General features: G+C 71.9%; 17 protein-coding genes and 1 pseudogene. 13 read left to right on the forward strand and 5 right to left on the reverse strand.

Annotated elements, in window-relative coordinates:
• Positions 1–8: 8 nt before the first annotated feature.
• The 3 genes from QUE40_RS02500 (at position 9) to QUE40_RS02510 (ending at position 4,583) form a co-directional block, all read left to right on the forward strand.
• On the forward strand, positions 9–554 hold the full coding sequence (locus QUE40_RS02500) for a MarR family winged helix-turn-helix transcriptional regulator (RefSeq protein ID WP_289232226.1): 546 nt from the start codon (positions 9–11) through the stop codon (positions 552–554).
• 187 nt (positions 555–741) lie between these two features.
• Positions 742–2,613: a serine/threonine-protein kinase gene (locus QUE40_RS02505; protein ID WP_289232227.1), complete on the forward strand. Its 1,872-nt coding sequence runs from the start codon at positions 742–744 to the stop codon at positions 2,611–2,613.
• 65 nt (positions 2,614–2,678) lie between these two features.
• On the forward strand, positions 2,679–4,583 hold the full coding sequence (locus tag QUE40_RS02510; RefSeq protein WP_289232228.1) for a serine/threonine-protein kinase: 1,905 nt from the start codon (positions 2,679–2,681) through the stop codon (positions 4,581–4,583).
• 11 nt (positions 4,584–4,594) lie between these two features.
• Here QUE40_RS02510 and QUE40_RS18805 read toward each other — a convergent pair whose 3' ends face one another.
• Both QUE40_RS18805 and QUE40_RS02520 read right to left on the reverse strand, forming a co-directional pair.
• Positions 4,595–4,990, reverse strand: coding sequence for a D-arabinono-1,4-lactone oxidase (locus tag QUE40_RS18805; protein ID WP_350227125.1), 396 nt, complete (start codon positions 4,988–4,990; stop codon positions 4,595–4,597).
• A gap of 491 nt (positions 4,991–5,481) precedes the next feature.
• Positions 5,482–5,850 (reverse strand): annotated as a pseudogene (locus QUE40_RS02520) (FAD-binding protein); the annotation flags it as partial.
• Positions 5,851–6,057: 207 nt separating this feature from the next.
• On the opposite strand from QUE40_RS02520, the gene QUE40_RS02525 reads away from it, so the two are divergent.
• The 5 genes from QUE40_RS02525 (at position 6,058) to QUE40_RS02545 (ending at position 10,997) form a co-directional block, all read left to right on the forward strand.
• On the forward strand, positions 6,058–6,828 hold the full coding sequence (locus tag QUE40_RS02525; RefSeq protein WP_289232229.1) for an SDR family NAD(P)-dependent oxidoreductase: 771 nt from the start codon (positions 6,058–6,060) through the stop codon (positions 6,826–6,828).
• Between the two features lie 38 nt (positions 6,829–6,866).
• Positions 6,867–8,315: a GntP family permease gene (locus QUE40_RS02530; RefSeq protein ID WP_289232230.1), complete on the forward strand. Its 1,449-nt coding sequence runs from the start codon at positions 6,867–6,869 to the stop codon at positions 8,313–8,315.
• A 62-nt stretch (positions 8,316–8,377) separates the two neighbouring features.
• Positions 8,378–9,253 (forward strand): transketolase, encoded by an 876-nt coding sequence (locus QUE40_RS02535; RefSeq protein ID WP_289232231.1) that lies wholly within the window; start codon positions 8,378–8,380, stop codon positions 9,251–9,253.
• Complete coding sequence (locus tag QUE40_RS02540) at positions 9,250–10,266, forward strand: transketolase family protein (protein ID WP_289232232.1); 1,017 nt, start codon at positions 9,250–9,252, stop codon at positions 10,264–10,266. The genes QUE40_RS02535 and QUE40_RS02540 overlap by 4 nt, the downstream gene beginning before the upstream one ends.
• 74 nt (positions 10,267–10,340) lie before the next feature.
• On the forward strand, positions 10,341–10,997 hold the full coding sequence (locus QUE40_RS02545; protein ID WP_289232233.1) for a GntR family transcriptional regulator: 657 nt from the start codon (positions 10,341–10,343) through the stop codon (positions 10,995–10,997).
• A gap of 35 nt (positions 10,998–11,032) precedes the next feature.
• On the opposite strand, the gene QUE40_RS02550 is transcribed toward QUE40_RS02545, so the two are convergent.
• Positions 11,033–12,517 (reverse strand): CoA-acylating methylmalonate-semialdehyde dehydrogenase, encoded by a 1,485-nt coding sequence (locus QUE40_RS02550; protein WP_289232234.1) that lies wholly within the window; start codon positions 12,515–12,517, stop codon positions 11,033–11,035.
• Complete coding sequence (mmsB, locus tag QUE40_RS02555) at positions 12,514–13,446, reverse strand: 3-hydroxyisobutyrate dehydrogenase (RefSeq protein WP_289232235.1); 933 nt, start codon at positions 13,444–13,446, stop codon at positions 12,514–12,516. Before mmsB ends, QUE40_RS02550 begins: the two co-directional genes overlap by 4 nt.
• 116 nt (positions 13,447–13,562) lie before the next feature.
• On the opposite strand from mmsB, the gene QUE40_RS02560 reads away from it, so the two are divergent.
• Complete coding sequence (locus tag QUE40_RS02560; RefSeq protein WP_236022210.1) at positions 13,563–14,417, forward strand: LysR family transcriptional regulator; 855 nt, start codon at positions 13,563–13,565, stop codon at positions 14,415–14,417.
• Positions 14,418–14,429: 12 nt separating this feature from the next.
• Here the strand turns inward: QUE40_RS02560 and QUE40_RS02565 are convergent, their stop codons facing one another.
• Positions 14,430–15,173 carry a MerR family transcriptional regulator gene (locus QUE40_RS02565; protein ID WP_289232236.1) on the reverse strand — a complete coding sequence of 248 codons (744 nt, stop codon included), beginning with the start codon at positions 15,171–15,173 and terminating at the stop codon, positions 14,430–14,432.
• Positions 15,174–15,275: 102 nt separating this feature from the next.
• Here QUE40_RS02565 and QUE40_RS02570 point away from each other — a divergent pair, with 102 nt between their 5' ends.
• From QUE40_RS02570 to QUE40_RS02585, 4 genes are read left to right on the forward strand one after another with little or no spacing between them, the layout of a single operon-like run.
• The gene (locus QUE40_RS02570; RefSeq protein ID WP_142004274.1) at positions 15,276–16,496 is read left to right on the forward strand and encodes an acetyl-CoA C-acetyltransferase; all 1,221 of its coding nucleotides are present in this window, start codon (positions 15,276–15,278) and stop codon (positions 16,494–16,496) included.
• A gap of 33 nt (positions 16,497–16,529) precedes the next feature.
• The gene (locus tag QUE40_RS02575) at positions 16,530–18,719 is read left to right on the forward strand and encodes a 3-hydroxyacyl-CoA dehydrogenase NAD-binding domain-containing protein (protein WP_289232237.1); all 2,190 of its coding nucleotides are present in this window, start codon (positions 16,530–16,532) and stop codon (positions 18,717–18,719) included.
• 1 nt (position 18,720) lies between these two features.
• Positions 18,721–19,569: a CoA transferase gene (locus QUE40_RS02580; RefSeq protein ID WP_289232238.1), complete on the forward strand. Its 849-nt coding sequence runs from the start codon at positions 18,721–18,723 to the stop codon at positions 19,567–19,569.
• A 5-nt stretch (positions 19,570–19,574) separates the two neighbouring features.
• Positions 19,575–20,732, forward strand: a complete 1,158-nt coding sequence (locus QUE40_RS02585) for an acyl-CoA dehydrogenase family protein (RefSeq protein WP_289232239.1) — start codon at positions 19,575–19,577, stop codon at positions 20,730–20,732.
• The last annotated feature ends 95 nt before the right edge of the window (positions 20,733–20,827 follow it).

Here is a 20,827-nt window from a genome sequence, read left to right on the forward strand (position 1 = left end):
CTAAGTAGGTGAGTGATATTAGCGACTCCAAGAAGCCCATGCCAGCCCGCCCCGCGCGGGGCGCCTCGGCGAACCCGCGCACGGCCGGGGACGAGGACGCGCGCACGACCGCGAGCTCGGTCGCCCCGGCGTACGAGCACTCCGCCTCGCTCGAGGCGCTCGAGGAGCTGGTCAACCTCGCGGCGCAGGTGCCGCAGGCCGTGGCACGCCGAGGCGGGCTGTCGGTCTCCGAGCTGCACTCGCTGCGGCACCTCGCCGCGACGCCCATGGGGCCGGTCGAGCTCGCCAAGGTGCTCGGCGTGACCTCGGCGGCCTCCTCCGGTGTCGTCGACCGGCTCGTCGCGCGCGGTCACGTCGAGCGGCGCCCGCGGGCCGACGACGGACGTCGCACCGAGGTCGTCGTCACCGAGTCCGGGCGGCAGGAGATCTTCGCCCTGCTCGCGCCGATGTTCGCCGGCCTCGCCGAGAGCGACAACGCCCTCTCCGACGAGGAGCGGGTCGTCGTGGAGCGCTACCTGCGCGGCGCGGTCGCCGCCCTGCGCGCGGTGATGTGACCGGGCCGCGGGCGGCAGGCCCGGGCTGAGCAGGCCGCGTGCGCGCCGGGTGCCTCGGTGCGCCCACCCGCACCCGACGTACGTCCTCGCGCGCCTGCCGAACCGGGCGCGGCCTGGACATAATGACCCGGGTGGAGGGCGAAGTCGTCGGGGGAACCGGCTGACCGGTGTTGCCGGGCGGGGCGCGATGGGCGTGGTCTACCTGGCCGACCAGCTCGCGCTGAACCGTCGCGTCGCGGTGAAGGTCGTCAACCCCGCGCTCGCCGAGGACCCGGAGTTCCGGGCCCGCTTCCAGCACGAGGCGCGCATGGCGGCCGCGCTCGAGCACCCGCACATCGTCCCGGTCTACGCCGCGGGCGAGGACCGCGGACGCCTCTACCTGACCATGCGCTACGTCGAGGGCACCGACCTCGCGACGGCGCTGCGGCGGGACGGGCCGATGCCGCCGGGCCTCGCGGTCGAGGTCGTCGAGCAGATCGGGTCGGCGCTCGACGCGGCGCACGCACGCGGCCTGGTGCACCGCGACGTCAAGCCGGCGAACGTCATGCTGACCTGGAGCGAGGGGCGGCCGCACGCCTATCTGACCGACTTCGGGATCTCCAAGCTCGTCGGTGCCGCCGGTCCCACGCGGACCGGGATGGCGCTGGGGACGCTGGACTACATGGCCCCCGAGCTGCTCGTCGGGGACCCCTACGACGGCCGCGCCGACCTCTACGCGCTCGGCGCGGTGCTGTTCCAGGCGCTCACCGGCCGCGTCCCGTTCCCGCGCGGCACCGATGCCGCGCGGATGTACGCCCACCTGCACGACCCCGTGCCCGAGGACGAGCGGGTGCCGCCGGCGCTGATGTCGGTGGTGCGCAGGGCGATGGCCAAGCAGCCGGCCGAGCGCTACGGCACGGCGCGCGAGCTGGCCGCGGCGGCGCGGGCGGCCCTCGGCGGGCGCCCCGAGACCGGCGCGCCCGCGCCCGGGTCGGCGACGTCGTACGAACGGGTCGGCGGGGTGGGTCAGTCGCGCCAGGACCAGCCGCGGCGCGCGGTGCTGCTGGGTGGCGCGGCGGGACTCCTGGCCGCCGCGGGTGTCGGGGGAGCGCTGTGGTGGCAGTCGCGCGAGGAGGGTGATCCGACGGTGCGAAGCGCTGGATCCGGTTCTCCCACAAGCGAACCCACGCTTCCGGCCACCGAGCCCGCAGGGCGGGTCCTGCCCACGTCGAAGGTCTACTCCGTCGGCCCGAAACCGCAGGACCTGCAGGAGGTGAGCGGCTACTTCTTCAGCCTGAACAGGGGCGACAACAGCTTGTCGTGCATCCTGCAGGACTCGGAGACCGTCAAGAGCTACCAGCTGGACGCGGAGCCCCTCTACCTGCTCGAGGGCCGCAGGAAGGTCTGGTGCGTCAACGCCTTCCACGAGATGATCCCGATCGACCTTCAGACCATGGCGGTGGGCCAGGCGGTGCCGATGCCCATGGAGACCAGCTACGACGGGACGTCCGACGGCGATAGGTGGGGGTGGATCGCCAGCGCACCGGCGGGCATCTACCGGTTCGAGCTGGAGACGGGGGAGAAGGACCTCGACGTCCGGGTTCCTGCCGGCGCGGTCATCAACAGGGTCGCGGTGATGGACTCGCGGGTCTACGGCCTCGACATCAGGAAGCGGCTGCTGCACCGCTACAACGCCGCGGACGGTTCGTTGGCCGGTGACCCGGTGCAGGTGCCCGAGGGGTCCTTCGTGGTGGCGGAGCTGGGCAAGCAGCTGATCGTCGGTGGTGGCAAGGCCGGGGCGCGGGTGCTGCGCGGCGATCAGCTGGTGACCCCCGCCATCTTCCGCGACACCAGCGACGTCAACGCGATCATCGGTGATGACTTCAGCGTCTGGGTGGCCTTCACCAGCAACAAGGAGATCCGTCGCGCGCGGATGGACCTGTCCGGGTGGATCGGCGCCCCGGTCCGAGGTGTGCCGTTCGGCCCGCGGTTCATGGCGGGGTTGGGCTCGGGACAGCTGTTGGTGCTTGACGAGGGCACGTCCAAGGTGACCACCGTGACGATCACCCCGCTGCGCTGACCCGCACCCGACGTACGCCCTCGCGCCCCTGCCCAACCGGGCCCGGCCTGGACATAATGACCGGCGTGGAGGGCGAACTCGTCGGGGGCAACCGGATCACCGGCGTCGCCGGGCGCGGTGCGATGGGCGTCGTCTACCGCGGCGAGCAGTCCGCGCTGGGCCGGCCGGTGGCCATCAAGGTGGTCAACCCCGACCTGGCCGACGACCCCGAGTTCCGCGCGCGGTTCGAGCACGAGGCGCGGGTGGCGGGGTCGCTCGACCACCCGCACATCGTCCCGGTCTACGCGGCCGGCGAGGACCGGGGGCGGCTCTACCTCACGATGCGCTACGTCGACGGCACCGACCTCGCGACCGCGTTGCGGCGGGACGGGCCGATGCCGCCGGCGCTCGCGGTCGAGGTCGTCGAGCAGGTCGGTTCGGCGCTCGACGCGGCGCACGAGCGCGGCCTGGTGCACCGCGACGTCAAGCCGGCCAACGTCATGCTCACCTGGCGCCAGGGGCGACCGCACGCCTACCTCACCGACTTCGGGATCTCCAAGGTCGTGGGCGCCGCCGGGCCGACCCGCACCGGCGCCGCGATGGGGACGTTGGACTACATGGCCCCCGAGCTGCTCGTGGGCGACCCGTACGACGGCCGCGCTGACGTCTACGCGCTCGGTGCCGTGCTCTACCAGGCGCTGACCGGCCGGGCGCCGTTCCGGCGCGAGACCGACGCGGCGCGCATCTACGCCCACCTCAACGACCCGGTGCCCGAGGACGAGCGGGTGCCGCCGGCGCTGATGTCGGTGGTGCGGCGGGCGATGGCCAAGCGACCCACCCAGCGCTACACCACCGGCGCCGAGCTCGCGGCAGCCGCCCGGGCGGCGCTCGGCGGCCAGGCGGAGAGGCGCACGTCGTCGGCGGCGGCCGCGCTGCCGTACGAACGTGTCGCCGGCGGCCCGTCCGGCACCGGCGGCCCGGGCCGGCGTGGACTGCTGCTCGGCGGTGCCGCCGGGCTGCTCGCCGCAGCCGGCGTCGGGGGCGTGCTGTGGATGCGGGAGCGGGGCGACGGGCCGACGGTCGGAGGCGGCGGATCGGCTACTCCCACGAGCGAACCCACGCTCCCGGACGACGAGCCGGCCGGCCGCGTCGATGCCCGGGTCGCGGAGCTGAAGGTCGGCCCCGAGCCCAGCGCGCTGATCCCCTTGACGACCCAGTTCTTCTGCGCGAACAACGACAACACGGTGTCGCACCTCTCGTTGTCGACGCAGCGCGTCACCAGCATCGACGTCGGGAAGAAGCCGCTGGAGCTGATGAAGGGCCGCAGCACGGTGCTGTGTCTCAACGACGACTTCTTCATGGTGCCGATCGACATCGGCACGCTGGAGACCGGCGAGCACGTGAAGTTCACGCCCGGCCGGATCACGGCTGTCGCGGCGGAGGACGACGCCGGCTGGGTCTCGACTCCTGAGGGGCTGCACCGTCTGGACCTGAACACCGGGAGGAAGACGTTGAACGTCTCGCTCGACCGGCGGTTCAGCAGCCTGAGCATCGTTCAGGGCGCCCTGTTCGGGATCGACCACGACCGCAAGGAGCTGTGCCGGTTCGACGTCGCGACGGGGAAGCAGGCGGCCGCGCCGCTCCCGTTGCCCAGCGACGCCGTGGTGATCGCGTCGGTCCAGGACCAGCTGGTCGTCGCGGGCAGTTCCAGGCTCTGGAAGCTGGTGGGGACGCGTCTCGTGGAGGCGCCGCTCTTCCGGACCGTGCGCGTCTCCGCGCTGTTCCAGAGCGACGCCAGCGTCTGGGCCGGTCTGACGCAGTCGCGTGCGCTCCGGCGGCTACGGCCCGACCTCAGCGGCTTCATCGGTGCACCCGTGCCGGGGGTCACGCTCGGACCGAAGTTCCTGGCCGCGGTCGGGACGGACAACGTCGTCGTCGTCGACGACACCACGTCGAAGGCCACCGTCGTCACCGTCACCCCGCTGCGCTGAGCCGGCTGCGGTCAGCCGCGCCGTGCCCACACCGTGCGCTCCAGGAAGTCGTTGCGCAGGCGCCCCTGCGGGTCGAACCTGCTTGCGAGAGAACGGAACTCGGCGACCCGCGGATAGGCCGCCGCGACGTCGAACCGGTCGAGGTCGAACACCTTGCCCCAGTGCGGACGAGCCGCGAGCGGGGCGAGGGCCTCCTCGACCGCGCGCACCGCGGGCCGCACCAGGTCGTGGTCGGGACGCCAGGTGAAGTGCAGGCACAGGCTGTCGCGCCGGTAGCCGGGGAGAGCCACAGGTCGTCCGCCGCCATGGTGCGGATCTCGCTGACGATCAGCGCTTCCCGCAGCCGGTCGCCGACCCGGCTCACCGCCTCGAGCGCCTCGCCCGTGCGCTCGCGCGGCACGAACCACTCGCTCTGCAGCTCGGCCCCGTGGCTCGGTGGGCGTTCGATGCGGAAGTGCGGCAGCCGTTCGTGCCAGGGGCCGGAAACCCCTCTGGCCGTGAGGGACTCGGGCTCAGAGCTGATCCGGCTGTCACCGACCCACTCGCCGACCGGGTCGACGCCGAGCAGGGGAGCGGGGGCGTCGTCGGCGGAGCCGATCCGTCGCTTCACGACGGTCTCCGGCAGCGGGCGGCCGTCCCAGTCCGTGAAGACGCTGACGGAGTATCCGGCGCCGAGCAGCGCGTCCGGGTCGGCGAGGAACGCCGCGCGGTCCAGGCCGACATAGACGTCCTGGCGCACGTCGTACGTCGGTTCGGTCGCGAGCGTCAGCCGCGTCACGACCCCCAACGCCCCGAGCGCGACCACCGCGCCCGCGAGGTCGGGGTGCTCGCCGCGGCGCAGGGTGACCTGCTCGCCCTCGGCCGTGAGCAGCTGCACCTCGCGCACCGCCGACGACAGGTTGCGCAGCCGGTCGCCCGACCCGTGCGTGCCGCTCGAGACCGCGCCCGCCACGTTGATGTGCGGGAGCGACCCGGTGTTGGGCAGCGCCCGGCCTCGTCGCTGCAGGAACGGCACGACGTCGGCGTAGCGCGCGCCGCAGCCGAGCGACACCTCACCGCTCGCCTCGTCGAACGACAGGTCCGGCGGCAGCCCGCTCAGGTCGATCAGCACCCCGTCGGTGTCGCCGATCGCGCTGAACGAGTGCCGGGTGCCCAGGATGCGGACCCGCTCGTGCGCCGCGAGCAGGGCGGGCACCTCGGCGAGCGCCGACGGGCGTACGACCTCGCCGGAGTAGGTCAGCGTGCCGGACCAGCTGCGCTCCGCCATGTCCCGAATCCTGTTCTCTCCGTGCGAGATCCGCGCTTCTTCAGGTGCATCCCTGGCTCACGGCGGCGCCGGGCGCGGTGGTGGCGCCGAGTCTAGGAGGCGCAACCATCCGCGGGGCCGGCTGTGCGACGCAACAGTTGACTGTTAACAGTCGACGGTCTTAACGTGACGAGCACCACATTCCTCCGGGCGAACAGGACCACCGCGATGAACACCTCCCGAGCCGCCGTCATCACCGGCGCCGCATCCGAGAAGGGGATCGGCCTGGCCGTCGCACGGCGCTTCGCCCGCGACGGGTGGGCGATCGTCGTGCTGGACATCGACGGTGCTGCCGCCGTCGCCGCGGCCGAGCGGATCTGCGCCGAGCACGGTGTGCCCGCGGTCGGCCTGGGCGTCGACGTCGCCGACGAGGCGAGCGTCGCCGCGGCCGAGCGCGCGGTGTCCGCCGAGGTGCAGGCCGGCCGCCTCCCGGCGGTGGGGGCCGTGGTCAACAACGCCGGCATCACCTCGCCGGTGGAGTTCCTCGACACGACGCTCGACCTGTGGCGGCGGGTGCTCGACGTCAACGCAACGGGGACCTATCTGGTCACCAAGGCGTTCCTCCCGCCGATGCTCGACCAGGGGTGGGGGCGCATCGTCAACATGTCGTCGGTGTCGGCCCAGCGCGGCGGCGGCGTGTTCGGCAAGGTCCCCTATTCCTCGGCCAAGGCCGCGGTGCTCGGCTTCACCAAGTCGCTCGCCCGCGAGCTCGGCCCCACGGGGGTCACCGTCAACGCGGTCACCCCCGGGGCGGTCGATACCGAGATCCGGGTCGGCAGCACGCCCGAGCAGGAGGCGCTCATCGCGAGCGCGATCCCCGTGGGGCGCACCGCCACCACCGACGAGGTCGCCTCGGCCATCGCCTACCTCTGCTCGGAGGAGTCGGCATATCTCACGGGCGTGACGCTCGACATCAACGGCGGAAGCCACCTCCACTGACCGCGGTCGCCCGCCGACCCCTGCCTCAGGACATCCAGATGAACACCTTGCTGCTGGCGCACCTCGCCATCACCGTGATCGGCATCGTGCTGCTGATCGTCTGGCTGCGGATCAACCCCGTGGTCTCCCTCGTCGTGGGCGCGCTCTACCTCGGCGTCGCCGGCGGGCTGGGTCTCGCCGATTCGGTCACCGCGGTCAACGAGGGCTTCGGCAACCTGATGACCGAGGTCGGCCTGATCATCGGCTTCGGGGTCATGATCGGGACCACGCTCTCGGCGACCGGCACCCTGCAACGGGTGGTCGACCGGCTCCTGGAGCTCTGCGGGCCCAAGCGCTCGCCGTACGTCCTCGGCCTGACCTCGGGGATCATCTTCCCCTCGATCTACTTCGACGTCGCGCTGGTCATCCTCGCGCCGATCGCCGGCGCGATCGCCAAGCGCACCGGGCGCAGCATCGCGACGCTGGCCGGCTCGCTGGCCATCGGCCTGGAGGTCGGTCTGCTGATCGTGGTCCCGGGCGTCGCGGCCATCGCGGTCGCCGGTCCGCTCGGCGTCGACCTCGGCACCGTGCTGCTGTGGGGCGCCCCGCTCGGGGCACTGCTCATCGTGGTCAGCGTTTTCCTGCACGACCGGCTGATGCGTCTGGTCTTCAAGCCCGCCACCGACCTCGAGAGCGACTTCGACGACTCGATCTTCGGGACCTTCGACGGCGGGGACGGCGGTGTCGCCGCCGGCCCGGCAGGCCGCCCCCTCGGCGGCGGGGGTGCGGGCGTGCAGACGCTCGAGGCTCCCGCGGCGCTCGACGCGCCGCCCGCGGTCGACGCCGGCGCGCCGGCCGGCAAGCAGCCGCCGCTCGTCGTCGCGATGCTGCCGGTCATCGTGCCGATCGTGCTCATCCTGGTGAACACGGTGGCCGACATCACCGGCCACGAGATCGCGGTGCTCGGGTTCCTCGGCAGCCCCGTGGTGGCCCTGCTGCTCGGCCTGGTCGTCGGGATCGCGCTGGCCGTGCCGGCGGTCGGGCGCTGCGGCATCGACGACCTGATCACCAAGGGCGCGCAGACGTCCGGCTCGATCCTGCTGTTCACCGGCGTCGCCGGCTCCCTCGGCCAGGTCATCACGCAGGTCGGCATCGGCGACATGATCAGCGGGGTCTTCTCCGCCAACGCCTCGATCCCGGTGCTGCTGGCCTGGGCGGTGGCCGCGGTGCTGCGGCTCGCGCAGGGGTCGGGCTCGGTCGCGGCGATCACCGCCGCGTCGCTGCTCGCGCCGGTCATGGACACCATCACCACGCCGGCGATCCTCATCCTGCTCGCGTCCGGCGCCGGTGCCGCGTTCGGCGGGCACGTCACCGACAACACCTTCTGGATCTTCAAGCAGCTCCTGGGATTCACCACCAAGGGCACGTTCAAGATCTACACGCTCGCGCAGTCGATCTTCGCCGTGGTCGGCCTCGGCGCGGTCCTGCTCCTGGACGTCGTGGTGTGACGCCACGTGCCTCCCCCGACCACCCACCACAACCGACCCACACCCGACGAGAGGTGACCACGATGACCGAACGGACGACCCTCGCCCGACCGGCGACCGACGACGACCTGGACACGCGCGTGCAGCACATCAAGGAAGCGGCCTTCCGCATCCGGCGCAACGCCCTGGTGCAGGCCGAGGTGCAGGGGCAGGGCTACATCGGGCAGGCGCTCGACGTGGCCGACGTGCTGGCCGTGCTCTACGCCGACCAGCTGAACCTGCGTCCCGACGACCCCGAGTGGGAGGGGCGTGACCGGTGCCTGCTCTCGATCGGGCACTACGCCCTGGCGCTGTACGCCGCGCTCGCCGAGGCCGGTGTCATCCCCGAGGCCGAGCTGCAGACGTACGCCTGCGACGACTCCCGGCTCCCGATGTCGGCGATGGCGTCGTACACCCCCGGCGTCGAGATCTCCGGCGGCTCGCTCGGCCACGGCCTGACCATCGCGAACGGCATCGCCCTGGGTCTGAAGCGCAAGGGCAACCCCGCCACGGTCTACAACATCCTGTCCGACGGCGAGCTCGGCGAGGGATCGACCTGGGAGGCCGCCGCCGTGGCGGCCCACCACGGGCTGGACAACCTGATCGCGGTCGTCGACTTCAACGACCAGCAGGCCGACGGCAAGAGCACCTCGGTGCTGAGCATGGAGCCCGTCGGCGCCAAGTTCGAGGCGTTCGGCTGGGCCGTGCGCCGGGTCGACGGGCACGACCTGGCCGGGCTGGTGCGCGCCTTCGAGGAGCTGCGTGCGCTGCCCGACGACCGACCCCGCTGCCTGATCGCCGACACCACGCTCGGCAAGGGCGTCCCCTTCCTCGAGGCGAGGGAGAAGCTGCACTTCATGCAGGTGGCGGCAGACGAATGGGCCAAGGCCCACGACCAGCTGAAGGAGACCTCGGCATGAGCAACACCGCGACCACGACACCCCCGGAGAAGCCGCTCACCTCCGACGCGATGAGCGCATCGCTGGCCCGGGAGGACCAGCGGGTCACCGCGGCCCCGCTCGGCCACGCGCTGGTCGAGCTGGCTCAGCGTGACGAGCGCGTCGTCGGCCTGTCGGCCGACCTGGCGAAGTACACCGACCTGCACGTCTTCCGCGACGCGATGCCGGAGCGCTTCTACCAGATCGGCATGTCCGAGCAGGCGCTGCTCGGGGCCGCGGCCGGCCTCGCGATGGAGGGGTTCGTCCCGTTCGCCTCCACCTACGCGGTGTTCGCGACGCGGCGGGCGTACGACTTCCTGTGCCTCGACATCGCCGAGGCCGGGCTCAACGTCAACATGGTCTGCGCGCTGCCCGGCCTGACGACAGGTTATGGCCCCTCCCACCAGGCCACCGAGGACATCGCGATCCTGCGGGCGATGCCCGACCTCACGATCGTCGACCCGTGCGACGCGGTGGACATCGAGCAGGCGGTGCCACAGCTCGCCGCGCACGACGGACCGACGTACACCCGCATCCTGCGGGGCAAGGTGCCGCGCGTGCTGGACGAGTACGACTACACCTTCGAGCTCGGCAAGGCGAAGCTGATCCGCGACGGCGCCGACGTGCTGCTCGTCTCGACCGGGCTGATGACCGAGCGCGCCCTGGAGGCTGCCCGTGAGCTGGAGGCCGACCGCATCGACGTCGCGGTGCTGCACGTGCCGACCCTGAAGCCGCTCGACGAGGCCACGATCGTGCGCGAGCTGGCCAAGGACCGACTGGTGCTCACCTGCGAGAACCACACGACGACCGGCGGCCTGTTCGACGCGGTCGCCCACGTGCTCGTGCGCGACGGGATCGCTCGGCAGGTGACGCCGGTCGGGCTGCCCGACGCGTTCCTCGACGCCGGGGCGCTGCCGACCCTGGCCGACCGCTACGGCGTGAGCACCGCCAAGATCGGCGAGCGGGTGCGCGCGCTGCTGTCGCACAGCGGCTGAGGCTGACTGTCGACGGTCGACCGCGGTTGCTAGGGTCGGTGACCGCGGTCGACTCGGCACGGGAGGAGAGGGCGATGGCCCAGACGGCGGCCCTGTCGGGACTCCGGAGGACCAACCTGCGCGAGCAGGCGCTGCTCGCGCTGCGGCGCGCGATCAGCACCGGCGAGCTGGCTCCCGGCACCCACCTGGTCGAGACCGACCTGTCCGAGCGGCTCGGCATCAGCCGGGGCACCCTGCGTGAGGCCATGCGCCAGCTGCAGCAGGAGGGCATCGTGTCGGCCGGGCCGCGCGGCCGGCTGTCGGTGCGCACGCTCGACGCCCAGGAGGTCATCGACCTCTTCGCGGTGCGAGCGGCGCTCGAGGCGCTCGCCGCGCAGACGCTCAGCACCGCCGACGACAAGGACGCCGCGCTCGACCGGTTGCGCGAGTCGGTGCAGACCATGGCCGACCTCACCGGCGTCGACCTCGAGCAGCGCATCGAGGCCGACCTCGCCTTCCACCTCGAGCTGGTGCGGGTCACCGGCAACGCGAGCCTGCTGCACTCCTGGCAGTCGCTCGAGGGCGCTATCCGTATGTCGTTCATGTGGGCGGGCCACGACAAGGCCGCCGGCAACATGCGCGTCGACCGGCACCGGGCCATCGTCGACGCCATCGCTGACGGCGACCCCGAGGCCGCGCGCGCGTGCGTGGTCGAGCACATGCGCGAGGCCGTGGCCAACCTGGTGCAGTGAGCCCGTCCTGCTGAACGGCGCCCGTCGAAAGTCGTTCAGTGCGTGGGGAACCCGAGGTTGACCTGGCTCTCCGACGGCTCCGGCCAGCGGGTCGTCACGACCTTGCGCCGGGTGTAGAAGTTGAACGACTCGGGGCCGTAGATGTGCGTGTCGCCGAACAGCGACTTCTTCCAGCCGCCGAAGCTGAACGAGCCGATCGGCACGGGGATCGGCACGTTGACCCCGACCATCCCGACCTCGACGTCGAACTCGAACTCACGGGCCGTCTTGCCGTCGCGGGTGAAGATCGCGACGCCGTTGGCGTAGTCGTTCGCGTTGATCAGCTCGACCGCCTCGTCGTAGGTGTCGACGCGCACGACCGACAGCACCGGACCGAAGATCTCGTCGTCGTAGACCTTCATGCCGGGCTTGACGTGGTCCACCAGCGAGACGCCGAGGAAGAAGCCGTCGCCGTCGAACTCGCGCTCGCGCCCGTCGACGACCACGGTGGCGCCCTCGTCCGCGGCGCCACCGACGTACGAACCGACCCGCTGCTGCGCCTCGCGCGTGATGAGCGGACCCATCTCCGACGCGGGGTCGGTGCCGTCACCGATGGTGAGCTTGTCCATGCGCTGCCTGATGCGCTCGACCACGTCGTCGGCGACGTCGCCGACGGCCACGAGCACCGAGATGGCCATGCAGCGCTCGCCGGCGCTGCCGTACGCCGCGGACACCGCCGCGTCGGCGGCCATGTCGAGGTCGGCGTCGGGCATCACGACCATGTGGTTCTTCGCCCCGCCCAGCGCCTGAACTCGCTTGCCGTTGCTGGCTGCTCGCTCGTAGATCGACGCGGCGATGGGGGTGGAGCCGACGAACGAGACCGCCTGGATGTCGGGGTGGTCGAGGATCGCGTCGACCGTCTCCTTGTCGCCGTTGACGACGTTGAACACGCCTGGCGGCAGGCCCGCCTCGGTGAACAGCTCGGCCAGCCAGACGGCGGCCGAGGGGTCGCGCTCGGACGGCTTGAGGATGACCGTGTTGCCCGCGGCGATCGCCGTCGAGATCATCCACAGCGGCACCATCGCGGGGAAGTTGAACGGGGTGATGCACGCGACGACACCGAGCGGCTGGCGCACCTGGTGCACGTCGACACCGGTCGCGACCTGCTCGGAGAACTCGCCCTTGAGCTGGTGCATCAGGCCGGCGCAGAACTCCACGTTCTCCAGCCCCCGCGCGACCTCGCCCGCCGCGTCGCTCACGACCTTGCCGTGCTCGCTGGTGATGATCCGCGCGAGCTCGTCGGTGCGCTCCTTGAGCAGGTGACGCATGCGGAACATCACGTCCGCCCGCTTCGCGAGCGGGACCGCCCGCCACCCGCCGTACGCCTGTGCGGCCGCGCCGACGGCGGCATCCACGTCGGCGGCGCTCGCCAGCGCGACCTGCGAGGCGACCTGACCGGTGGCGGGGTTGTAGACCGGGCCGGTGCGCTCGCCGCCGGCGACCTTGGCCCCGTCGACGTAGTGGCCGATCGTGCTGCTCATGCCTGCTCCTCGGGTCGGGCCGGCAGTCCGGGTGCCTCGGGGTCGATCTGCCGGATGATGATCGTGCAGTCCTTGTCGCCCTCGCCCTCCTCGAGCGCGCGGCGCAGCTGACCGGCCACCAGCTCGGCGGCCGGCAGCGAGAGCCCGACCGACGCGGCGCCCGCGAGCGCGAGCCCGGCGTCCTTGGCGGCCAGGTCGGCGCTGAACGTCGCGGCGAAACCGTTGTTGGACCCGGCGGTGTCGGTGATGCCGGGCACGGGGTACCACGTGCGCATCGCCCACGACTCTCCGGAGGACACGCGCGCGATGTCGTGGAAGACCTTCGCGTCGAGCCCCAGCCTGCGCGCCAGGACCGCGCCCTCCTGGGCGGCCATCATGCTGATGAACAGCATCATGTTGTTGCAGATCTTCGCGGCCTCGCCGGTGGTCGGGCCGCCTGTCGGGATCACGTTGCCGGCCATCGGCTCCAGCAGCGGCGTGGCTGCTGCGACGGCGTCGGGCTGGCCGCCGACCATGAAGGTCAGCGTGCCGGCCTGGGCGCCGCTCATCCCGCCCGAGACGGGTGCGTCGACGAAGGGCAGCCCCTTGGCAGCCGCCGCCTCGTGCAGCCGCGCGCTGGTCTCGACGTCGATGGTCGAGGAGTCGATCAGCAGGGTGCCCGGCGCGACCAGGTCGATGACCCCGGGGGCGCCCTCCGTGCCGAGATAGGCCGCCGCGGCGTGCTCGCCCTTGGGCAGCATCGTCACGACCGCCTCGGCGCCCTCGACGGCCTCGGCGGGGGAGCTCGCGGGCGTGACGCCCTGCTGCGCGGCGGCCTCGACCGCGGCGGGGGACAGGTCGAAGCCTCGGACCTGGTGGCCGGCCCGCACGAGGTTGGCGGACATCGGTCCGCCCATGTTCCCCAGGCCGATGAAGGCGATGTTCGCCATGCGCGTCTCCTTCGTCGCGTCGGTGCCCCCGACCGTACGACCGGAGCGGGTGCCGATCAATGCAGACGGACGCGCCGATATCGCACTCCCGCTGTGCGTTCGTGCACACTCGTGGCGTGCCCGCGAACCCCGACGACCTGCTCGTCCTGCTGACCGTCGCCCGGCTCGGCCGGTTCACGGCCGCGGCCGACGTGCTCGGGGTCAACCACACGACGATCTCGCGGCGAATCGCGTTGCTGGAGAAGGCGATCGGCGGTCGCGTGCTCGTGCAGACGCCGGGCGGCTGGGAGCTGACCGACCTCGGTCGCGACCTGCTCGGACCGGCCGAGGCCATCGAGCGCGCGGTCGCCGAGGTGGGGGAGCGGGCGACCGGGCGAGGCCAGCTGCAGGGCGCGGTGCGCGTCGCCTCGCCCGACGGCTACGCCATCCACTGGCTCGTGCCCGCGGTCACCCGGCTGCAGCGCGACCACCCGCAGCTGGACCTTGAGCTGATCACCGCGACGCAGCGGGCCCGCGAGGCGCGGTCGGGCGTCGACCTGGAGGTCGTGGTCGGCCGGCCTGCCGTGCGTCGCTCTGCCGCCGAGCACCTGCGCGACTACCGGTTGCAGCTCTACGCGACGAAGACGTACCTCGATCGGGCGGGCACGCCCACTGCGCTGGCCGACCTCGGCGAGCACACGCTCGTCTACTACATCGAGTCCGCGCTGCAGGTCGACGACCTCGACGAGGCCTCCCGGCGATTGCCCGCGCCGCGCTCGTCGCTGCGCTCGACGTCCGTGTTCGCCCACGTCGCAGCGGTGCTCGCCGACGGCGGCATCGGGCTGCTGCCCGACTTCCTCGCCGAGGAGGAGCCGAGCCTGCTGCGGGTGCTGCCGGACTACTCCTACGAGACGGGCTACTGGGCGGTGGTGCGGCGCGAGTCACGACGCAACCCGGCCGTGCGCGCGGTGCTGGCTGCGCTGCTCGAGTGATCCCGGCTGGTCCTAGGCTCCCGGCCGGCTCGACCCGCCGGCGCGGTCGCGGGCGGTGCGGCGCTCGGCGGTCTCGCGCTTGGTCTCGTTGACCGCCGCCTCGTAGGACGCGACCAGCGCCGCGATCGTCAGCGGCTTGAACCGCTCGACCATCGTGCGCAGCTGCTCGGGCGGCAGCCCCGACTCCTTGTACGCCGGCCACACCCGGGTGCGGAACAGCTCGGTGAGCTCGTCGGCGATCGCGCGGCCGTGCGCGGTGAAGATCTCGTGGGCGGCGACGGCGGCGTCGGTCGGCAGCCCCAGGTCGAGGATCGACACCCCGATCGACAGGTGCGCGCCCGCGACCTGGAAGCGGCCGGCGCCAGCAGGTTCGACGATGCCGAGCGTGCGCAGCGTCGCCAGGTCGCTCTTGCCGAGCCGCCGCCCGGCACGCTCGTCGAGCTCGCTGCGGCTGAGCGTCTCGGGCAGGTCGGACATCCACGGCGCGAGCAGCGTGCGGTGCAGCGCGATCGTCTCGGGCGCGGCATCGGCCGGGATGCGGGCGAGGTAGCTCTCGATCGCGGCGAGGGTGAACCCGTGCGCCTGCAGCTCGCGCACCAGCTCCAGCCGGGCGAGGTGGTCGACGGTGTAGTAGGCCGAGCGGCCCCGCCGGATCGGCGCGGGCAGCATGCGGCGCCCGGTGTAGAACCGCACGGTGCGCACCGGCACGCCGGAGCGCGTCACCAGCTCCTCGAGCGTCATCTCCGGCTCCGCCACAGCCCACACCTCCTCGTTCGGGGCCGACCCGACCCTATGCGTACGTCCACTTCTTGGACCGAAGCATAGTGACAGTGACACTGTCAGTGTTAACGTCGTCACATGGCTGAGACTCCCCAGGCGTACGTCTACGACGCGATCCGTACGCCGCGTGGCCGCGGCAAGCAGACGGGTTCGTTGCACGAGGTGAAGCCCATCGACCTCGTCACCGGTCTGCTGCGCGAGCTGCAGACGCGCAATCCCTCGCTCGACCCCGAGCGCATCGACGACGTCGTGCTCGGTGTCGTCACCCCCATCGGCGACCAGGGCTCGGACATCGCCAAGACCGCGGCGCTCGCGGCCGGGCTGCCCGAGACGGTCGCCGGTGTGCAGCTCAACCGGTTCTGCGCCTCCGGCCTCGAGGCGGTGAACCAGGCTGCGGGGCGGGTGCGTTCGGGCTTCGAGGACCTCATCGTGGCCGGCGGCGTCGAGTCGATGTCGCGCGTGCCGATGGGCTCCGACGGCGGTGCCTGGGCGATGGACCCGGCCACCGCGCTCGACCTGGGCTTCGTGCCCCAGGGCATCGGCGCCGACCTCATCGCCACGCTCGACGGATACTCCCGCGCCGACGTCGACGCCTTCGCCGCCGAGTCGCACCGGCGAGCGGCCGCCGCGCAGCAGCAGGGGCACTTCAAGGGCTCGGTGATCCCGGTCGTCGACCGCAACGGGCTCACCGTCCTCGACCAGGACGAGTTCATCCGTCCCGACACGACGGTCGACTCGCTCGCGGGGCTGAAGCCGTCGTTCAAGGACATCGGCGACATGGGTGGCTTCGACTCGGTGGCACTGGAGAAGTACCACTCGGTCGACGAGATCGACCACGTGCACCACGCCGGCAACTCCTCCGGGATCGTCGACGGCGCAGCCGTGACCCTCGTCGGCACCCCGCAGGTCGGTGAGGAGCTGGGCCTGCGTCCGCGGGCGCGGGTCGTGTCGACCGCCGTGAGCGGCTCCGACCCGACGATCATGCTGACCGGGCCGGTGCCGGCCGTGCGCAAGGCGCTGGCGAAGGCGGGCATGTCGCCGAGCGACATCGACCTGTGGGAGGTCAACGAGGCGTTCGCGGCGGTGGTCATGCGCGTCATGCGCGACCTGCAGATCCCGCACGACAAGGTCAACGTCAACGGCGGCTCGATCGCGATGGGGCACCCGCTGGGCGCGACCGGCGCGATGCTGCTCGGCACCCTCGTCGATGAGCTCGAGCGGCGCGACCTCGAGCGCGGCGCCATCACCCTCTGCGTCGGCGGCGGCATGGGCATCGCCACCGTCATCGAGCGCGTCTGACCTCTGAACTTCCATAGACCACAAGGGATTTCAATGACCACCAGCACCGACCAGGCCAGCGCGGTCCGTTACGACAAGGACGCCGACGGCATCGTCACGCTCACCCTCGACGACCCCGAGGCGAGCGCCAACACCATGAACGAGCGCTACTCCGCCGCGATGGGCGAGGCGCTCGACCGGCTCGAGCGCGAGGTCGCGGACGGCGACGTCAAGGGCGTGGTCGTCACCAGCGCGAAGAAGACCTTCTTCGCCGGCGGCGACCTGCACGCGCTGCAGCAGGTGCAGCCCGAGGACGCCGGCCGCTTCTTCGCCGAGGTCGAGGGCATCAAGGGGCAGCTGCGGCGGCTCGAGCAGATCGGGCGGCCGGTCGTGGCCGCGATCAACGGCACCGCCCTCGGTGGCGGGCTCGAGATCGCGCTGGCCTGCCACCACCGCATCGCGGTCGACGACCGCGGCACCAAGATCGGCTTCCCCGAGGTCACGCTGGGCCTGCTGCCCGGCGGCGGCGGGGTGACCCGGTCGGTGCGCATGCTCGGGCTGCAGGACGCCCTCATGAACTGGCTGCTGCAGGGCCAGCAGCGCGCGCCCCAGGAGGCCAAGGACAAGGGTCTGGTCGACGAGGTCGTCGCCTCCCAGGACGAGCTGCTCCCGGCCGCCCGCGCCTGGGTGCTCGCCCACGCGGACGACGACGAGGTCGGGCAGCCCTGGGACCGCAAGGGCTACAAGCTGCCCGGCGGCACGCCCAGCAACCCCAAGCTCGCCGCGTTCCTGCCGGCCTTCCCGGCCAACCTGCGCAAGCAGCTCAAGGGCGCCGCCTACCCCGCGCCGCGGGCGATCCTGTCGGCCGCCGTCGAGGGCGCCCAGGTCGACGTCGACACCGCGAGCCGCATCGAGTCGCGCTGGTTCACCTCGCTCGCCACCGGGCCGACGGCCAAGAGCATGATCCAGGCGTTCTTCTTCGACCTGCAGGAGATCTCCTCCGGTGCGCTGCGCCCGGACGGCATCGACAAGACCACGGTCGACAAGGTCGGGGTGCTCGGCGCCGGGATGATGGGTGCCGGCATCGCGTACGCCTGCGCCACCCGCGGCATCGACGTCGTGCTGAAGGACGTCAGCGCCGACGCGGCCGAGAAGGGCAAGTCCTACACCGCCAAGCTGCTCGACAAGAAGGTCGAGAAGGGGCGGATGACCGCCGAGGCGCGCGAGGAGATCCTCGGTCGCATCACGCCGACCACCGACGCGGCCGACCTGGCCGGCTGCGACGCGGTGATCGAGGCCGTCTTCGAGGACGCCGGGCTCAAGGCCAAGGTGTTCGCCGAGGCCGAGGAGCAGCTGCCCGACACGGCCCTGCTGTGCTCCAACACCTCGACCCTGCCGATCACCGAGCTCGCCGAGAACGTCTCTCGGCCAAGGGATTTCATCGGCCTGCACTTCTTCTCGCCGGTCGACAAGATGAAGCTCGTCGAGATCATCAAGGGCAAGGAGACCTCCGACGAGGCGCTGGCCCGCGCGATCGACGTCGTGCAGCAGATCGGCAAGATCCCGATCGTCGTCAACGACAGCCGGGGGTTCTACACCAGCCGGGTGTTCGGCACGCTGATCACCGAGGGCGTCGCGCTGGTCGAGGAGGGCGTCGACCCGGCGACGATCGAGCGCGCCGCGACCATGGCCGGCTTCCCCGCGCCGCCGCTCGCGATGCTCGACGAGGTCTCGCTGACGCTGACCCAGCACATCCGCGGGGAGGCCGAGAAGGCCGCGGCCGCCGCGGGGCAGCAGCTGCCCGAGCAGCCGGGCAGCGCCGTGGTCGACCGGATGGTCGGCGAGTTCGGCCGCAAGGGCCGGGCCGCGGGCGCCGGGTTCTACGACTACCCCGACGACGGCCCCAAGGTCTTCTGGCCGGGCGTGCGCGAGCACTTCACCAAGGCCGACGTCGACATCCCGCTGCGCGACATCCAGGACCGCTACCTGTTCGCGATGGCGCTCGAGACCGCCAAGACGTTCGAGGAAGGCGTCATCGAGTCGGCCGCCGCCGCCAACATCGGGTCGATCTTCGGCATCGGCTTCCCGCCGCTCACCGGCGGCGCCGTCCAGTTCATGCAGGGATATCCCGGCGGTCTGGCGGGGTTCGTGGCGCGTGCGCGCGAGCTGGCGAAGGCGTACGGCCCGCGGTTCGAACCCTCGGAGTGGCTGGTCGCCAAGGCCGAGTCCGGCGAACGGTTCTGAGGTGTCCGCGCCGCCCCTGGAGGGGATCCGGGTCGTCAGCCTGGCGATCAACCTGCCCGGACCGGCCGCGGCCGCGCGGCTGCGCCAGCTCGGTGCCGAGGTCGTCAAGGTCGAGCCGCCGAGCGGTGACCCGCTCGCGTTCGGCGTGCCCGACTACTACGAGCGGCTGACCGAGGGGCAGCAGGTCATGACGGTCGACCTCAAGGACGACCTGACCCCCGTCTGGAGCCTGCTCGAGACGGCCGACCTGCTGGTCACCTCGTCGCGGCCGGCGGCCCTGGCGCGGCTCGGTCTCGACTGGAAGTCGTTGCACGACAGGGTTCCTCGGCTGTGCCAGGTCGCGATCGTCGGGCACCCGGGGGAGCAGGCCGACGTGGCCGGGCACGACCTGACCTATCAGGCGAGCGCCGGCACCCTGCTGCCGCCGGCGATGCCCACGGTGCTCGTCGCCGACCTCGCCGGCGCCGAGCGAGCGGTCGCCGACGGACTGGCGGCCCTGCTCGCGCGCGAGCGGACGGGCGAGGGGCAGTTCCGGGAGGTCGCGCTCAGCGACGTCGCCGACGACCTCGCGCAGCCGGTCCAGCGCAAGATGACCGGCCCCGGCGGGTTCCTCGGCGGCGAGCTGGCGTCGTACCGGATCTACGCAGCCGCAACGGGATTCGTCGCCGTTGCAGCCCTGGAGCCGCACTTCTGGGACCGGTTGCTGAGCGAGCTCGAGCTGACCGAGGGATCGGTCGACGAGCTGGAGCGGGTGTTCGCCACGCGCTCCGCCGACGAGTGGCAGACCTGGGCGCGCGAGCGGGACCTCCCCGTCGCGGCCGTACGACAGATCACGCACGGAGAGGCTTGAGACGCATGGAGCTGACGCGGACATACCGGTCGCCGTGGCTGGACGAGGAGCTCGACGACGTGCGGCAGCTGGCCCGCACCTTCTTCGAGAAGGAGTCGGTGCCGAACCAGGAGCGGTGGGCCAAGGAGCACCAGGTCGACCGGGAGTACTGGAACGCCGCCGGCGACGCCGGGCTGCTGTGCATCGCGATCCCGACCGAGTTCGGTGGTGGCGGAGGCACGTTCGCGCACGAGGCCGTCGTCATGGAGGAGCAGGCCGCCGCCGGTGACGACGCGTTCGGCTACAGCGTGCACTCGACGATCGTGGCGCCGTACATCCTGAAGTATGGCACCCAGGAGCAGAAGGAGAAGTGGCTCCCGAAGCTCGCCACCGGTGAGCTGGTCGGCGCGATCGCGATGACCGAGCCGGGGGCCGGATCCGACCTGCAGGCGCTGCGCACGAGCGCCAGGCTGGACGGCGACGAGTACGTCGTCAACGGCTCGAAGACGTTCATCACCAACGGGACCCACGCCGACCTCATCATCGTCGTGGTGCGCACGGGCGAGGAGGAGGGCGGAAAGGGCCTGTCGCTGCTCGTGATCGAGACCGACGGCCTCGCCGGGTTCGAGCGCGGCCGCGTGCTGGAGAAGCTCGGCATGCCGGGGCAGGACACCCGCGAGCTGTTCTTCTCCGACATGCGGGTGCCGAAGGAGAACATCCTCGGCGGCGAGGAGGGCCAGGCGTTCCTGCAGCTCATGGAGCAGCTGCCGCAGGAGCGGCTGATCATCGCCGTGGCGGCCGCCAAGGGCGCCGAGCTGGCGATCGACCGCACGGTCGAGTACGCCAAGGAGCGGCAGGCGTTCGGCCGCGAGCTGATGAAGTTCCAGAACACCCGGTTCGTGCTGGCCGAGTGCGCCACCCAGGCCCGCGCCGTGCGCACCCTCGTCGACCACTGCATCGAGCTGCACCTCAAGGGCGAGCTCGACGCGCAGTCGGCCTCGATGGCCAAGTGGTTCTCCACCGACCAGCAGTGCCAGATCATCGACCGCTGCCTGCAGATCTTCGGCGGCTACGGCTACATGCTGGAGTACCCCATCGCCCGCGCCTACGCCGCCGCCCGCGTGCAGAAGATCTACGGCGGCACCAACGAGATCATGAAGGAGCTCATCGCCCGCACCCTCTGACCCGCGCAGGGCGCCCGGCCCGCCGCCCGCATTTCGTGCACCAGTGAACGATCTGCGGAGGCGGGCCGCGGGATTCCGGGCAGGCACGCCGCATT

Origin of the sequence: Barrientosiimonas endolithica (assembly GCF_030296655.1) — a bacterium.
GTDB classification, from domain to species: domain Bacteria; phylum Actinomycetota; class Actinomycetes; order Actinomycetales; family Dermatophilaceae; genus Barrientosiimonas; species Barrientosiimonas humi.

Excerpts from the sequence above, each read along its gene's own strand:
- QUE40_RS02505 (WP_289232227.1), top strand. The coding sequence starts at position 742 with ATGGGCGTGGTCTACCTGGCCGACCAGCTCGCGCTGAACCGTCGCGTC.
- QUE40_RS02525 (WP_289232229.1), top strand. The coding sequence starts at position 6,058 with ATGAACACCTCCCGAGCCGCCGTCATCACCGGCGCCGCATCCGAGAAG.
- QUE40_RS02530 (WP_289232230.1), top strand. The coding sequence starts at position 6,867 with ATGAACACCTTGCTGCTGGCGCACCTCGCCATCACCGTGATCGGCATC.
- QUE40_RS02535 (WP_289232231.1), top strand. The coding sequence starts at position 8,378 with ATGACCGAACGGACGACCCTCGCCCGACCGGCGACCGACGACGACCTG.
- QUE40_RS02540 (WP_289232232.1), top strand. The coding sequence starts at position 9,250 with ATGAGCAACACCGCGACCACGACACCCCCGGAGAAGCCGCTCACCTCC.
- QUE40_RS02545 (WP_289232233.1), top strand. The coding sequence starts at position 10,341 with ATGGCCCAGACGGCGGCCCTGTCGGGACTCCGGAGGACCAACCTGCGC.
- QUE40_RS02550 (WP_289232234.1), bottom strand. The coding sequence starts at position 12,517 with ATGAGCAGCACGATCGGCCACTACGTCGACGGGGCCAAGGTCGCCGGC.
- mmsB (WP_289232235.1), bottom strand. The coding sequence starts at position 13,446 with ATGGCGAACATCGCCTTCATCGGCCTGGGGAACATGGGCGGACCGATG.
- QUE40_RS02570 (WP_142004274.1), top strand. The coding sequence starts at position 15,276 with ATGGCTGAGACTCCCCAGGCGTACGTCTACGACGCGATCCGTACGCCG.
- QUE40_RS02575 (WP_289232237.1), top strand. The coding sequence starts at position 16,530 with ATGACCACCAGCACCGACCAGGCCAGCGCGGTCCGTTACGACAAGGAC.
- QUE40_RS02585 (WP_289232239.1), top strand. The coding sequence starts at position 19,575 with ATGGAGCTGACGCGGACATACCGGTCGCCGTGGCTGGACGAGGAGCTC.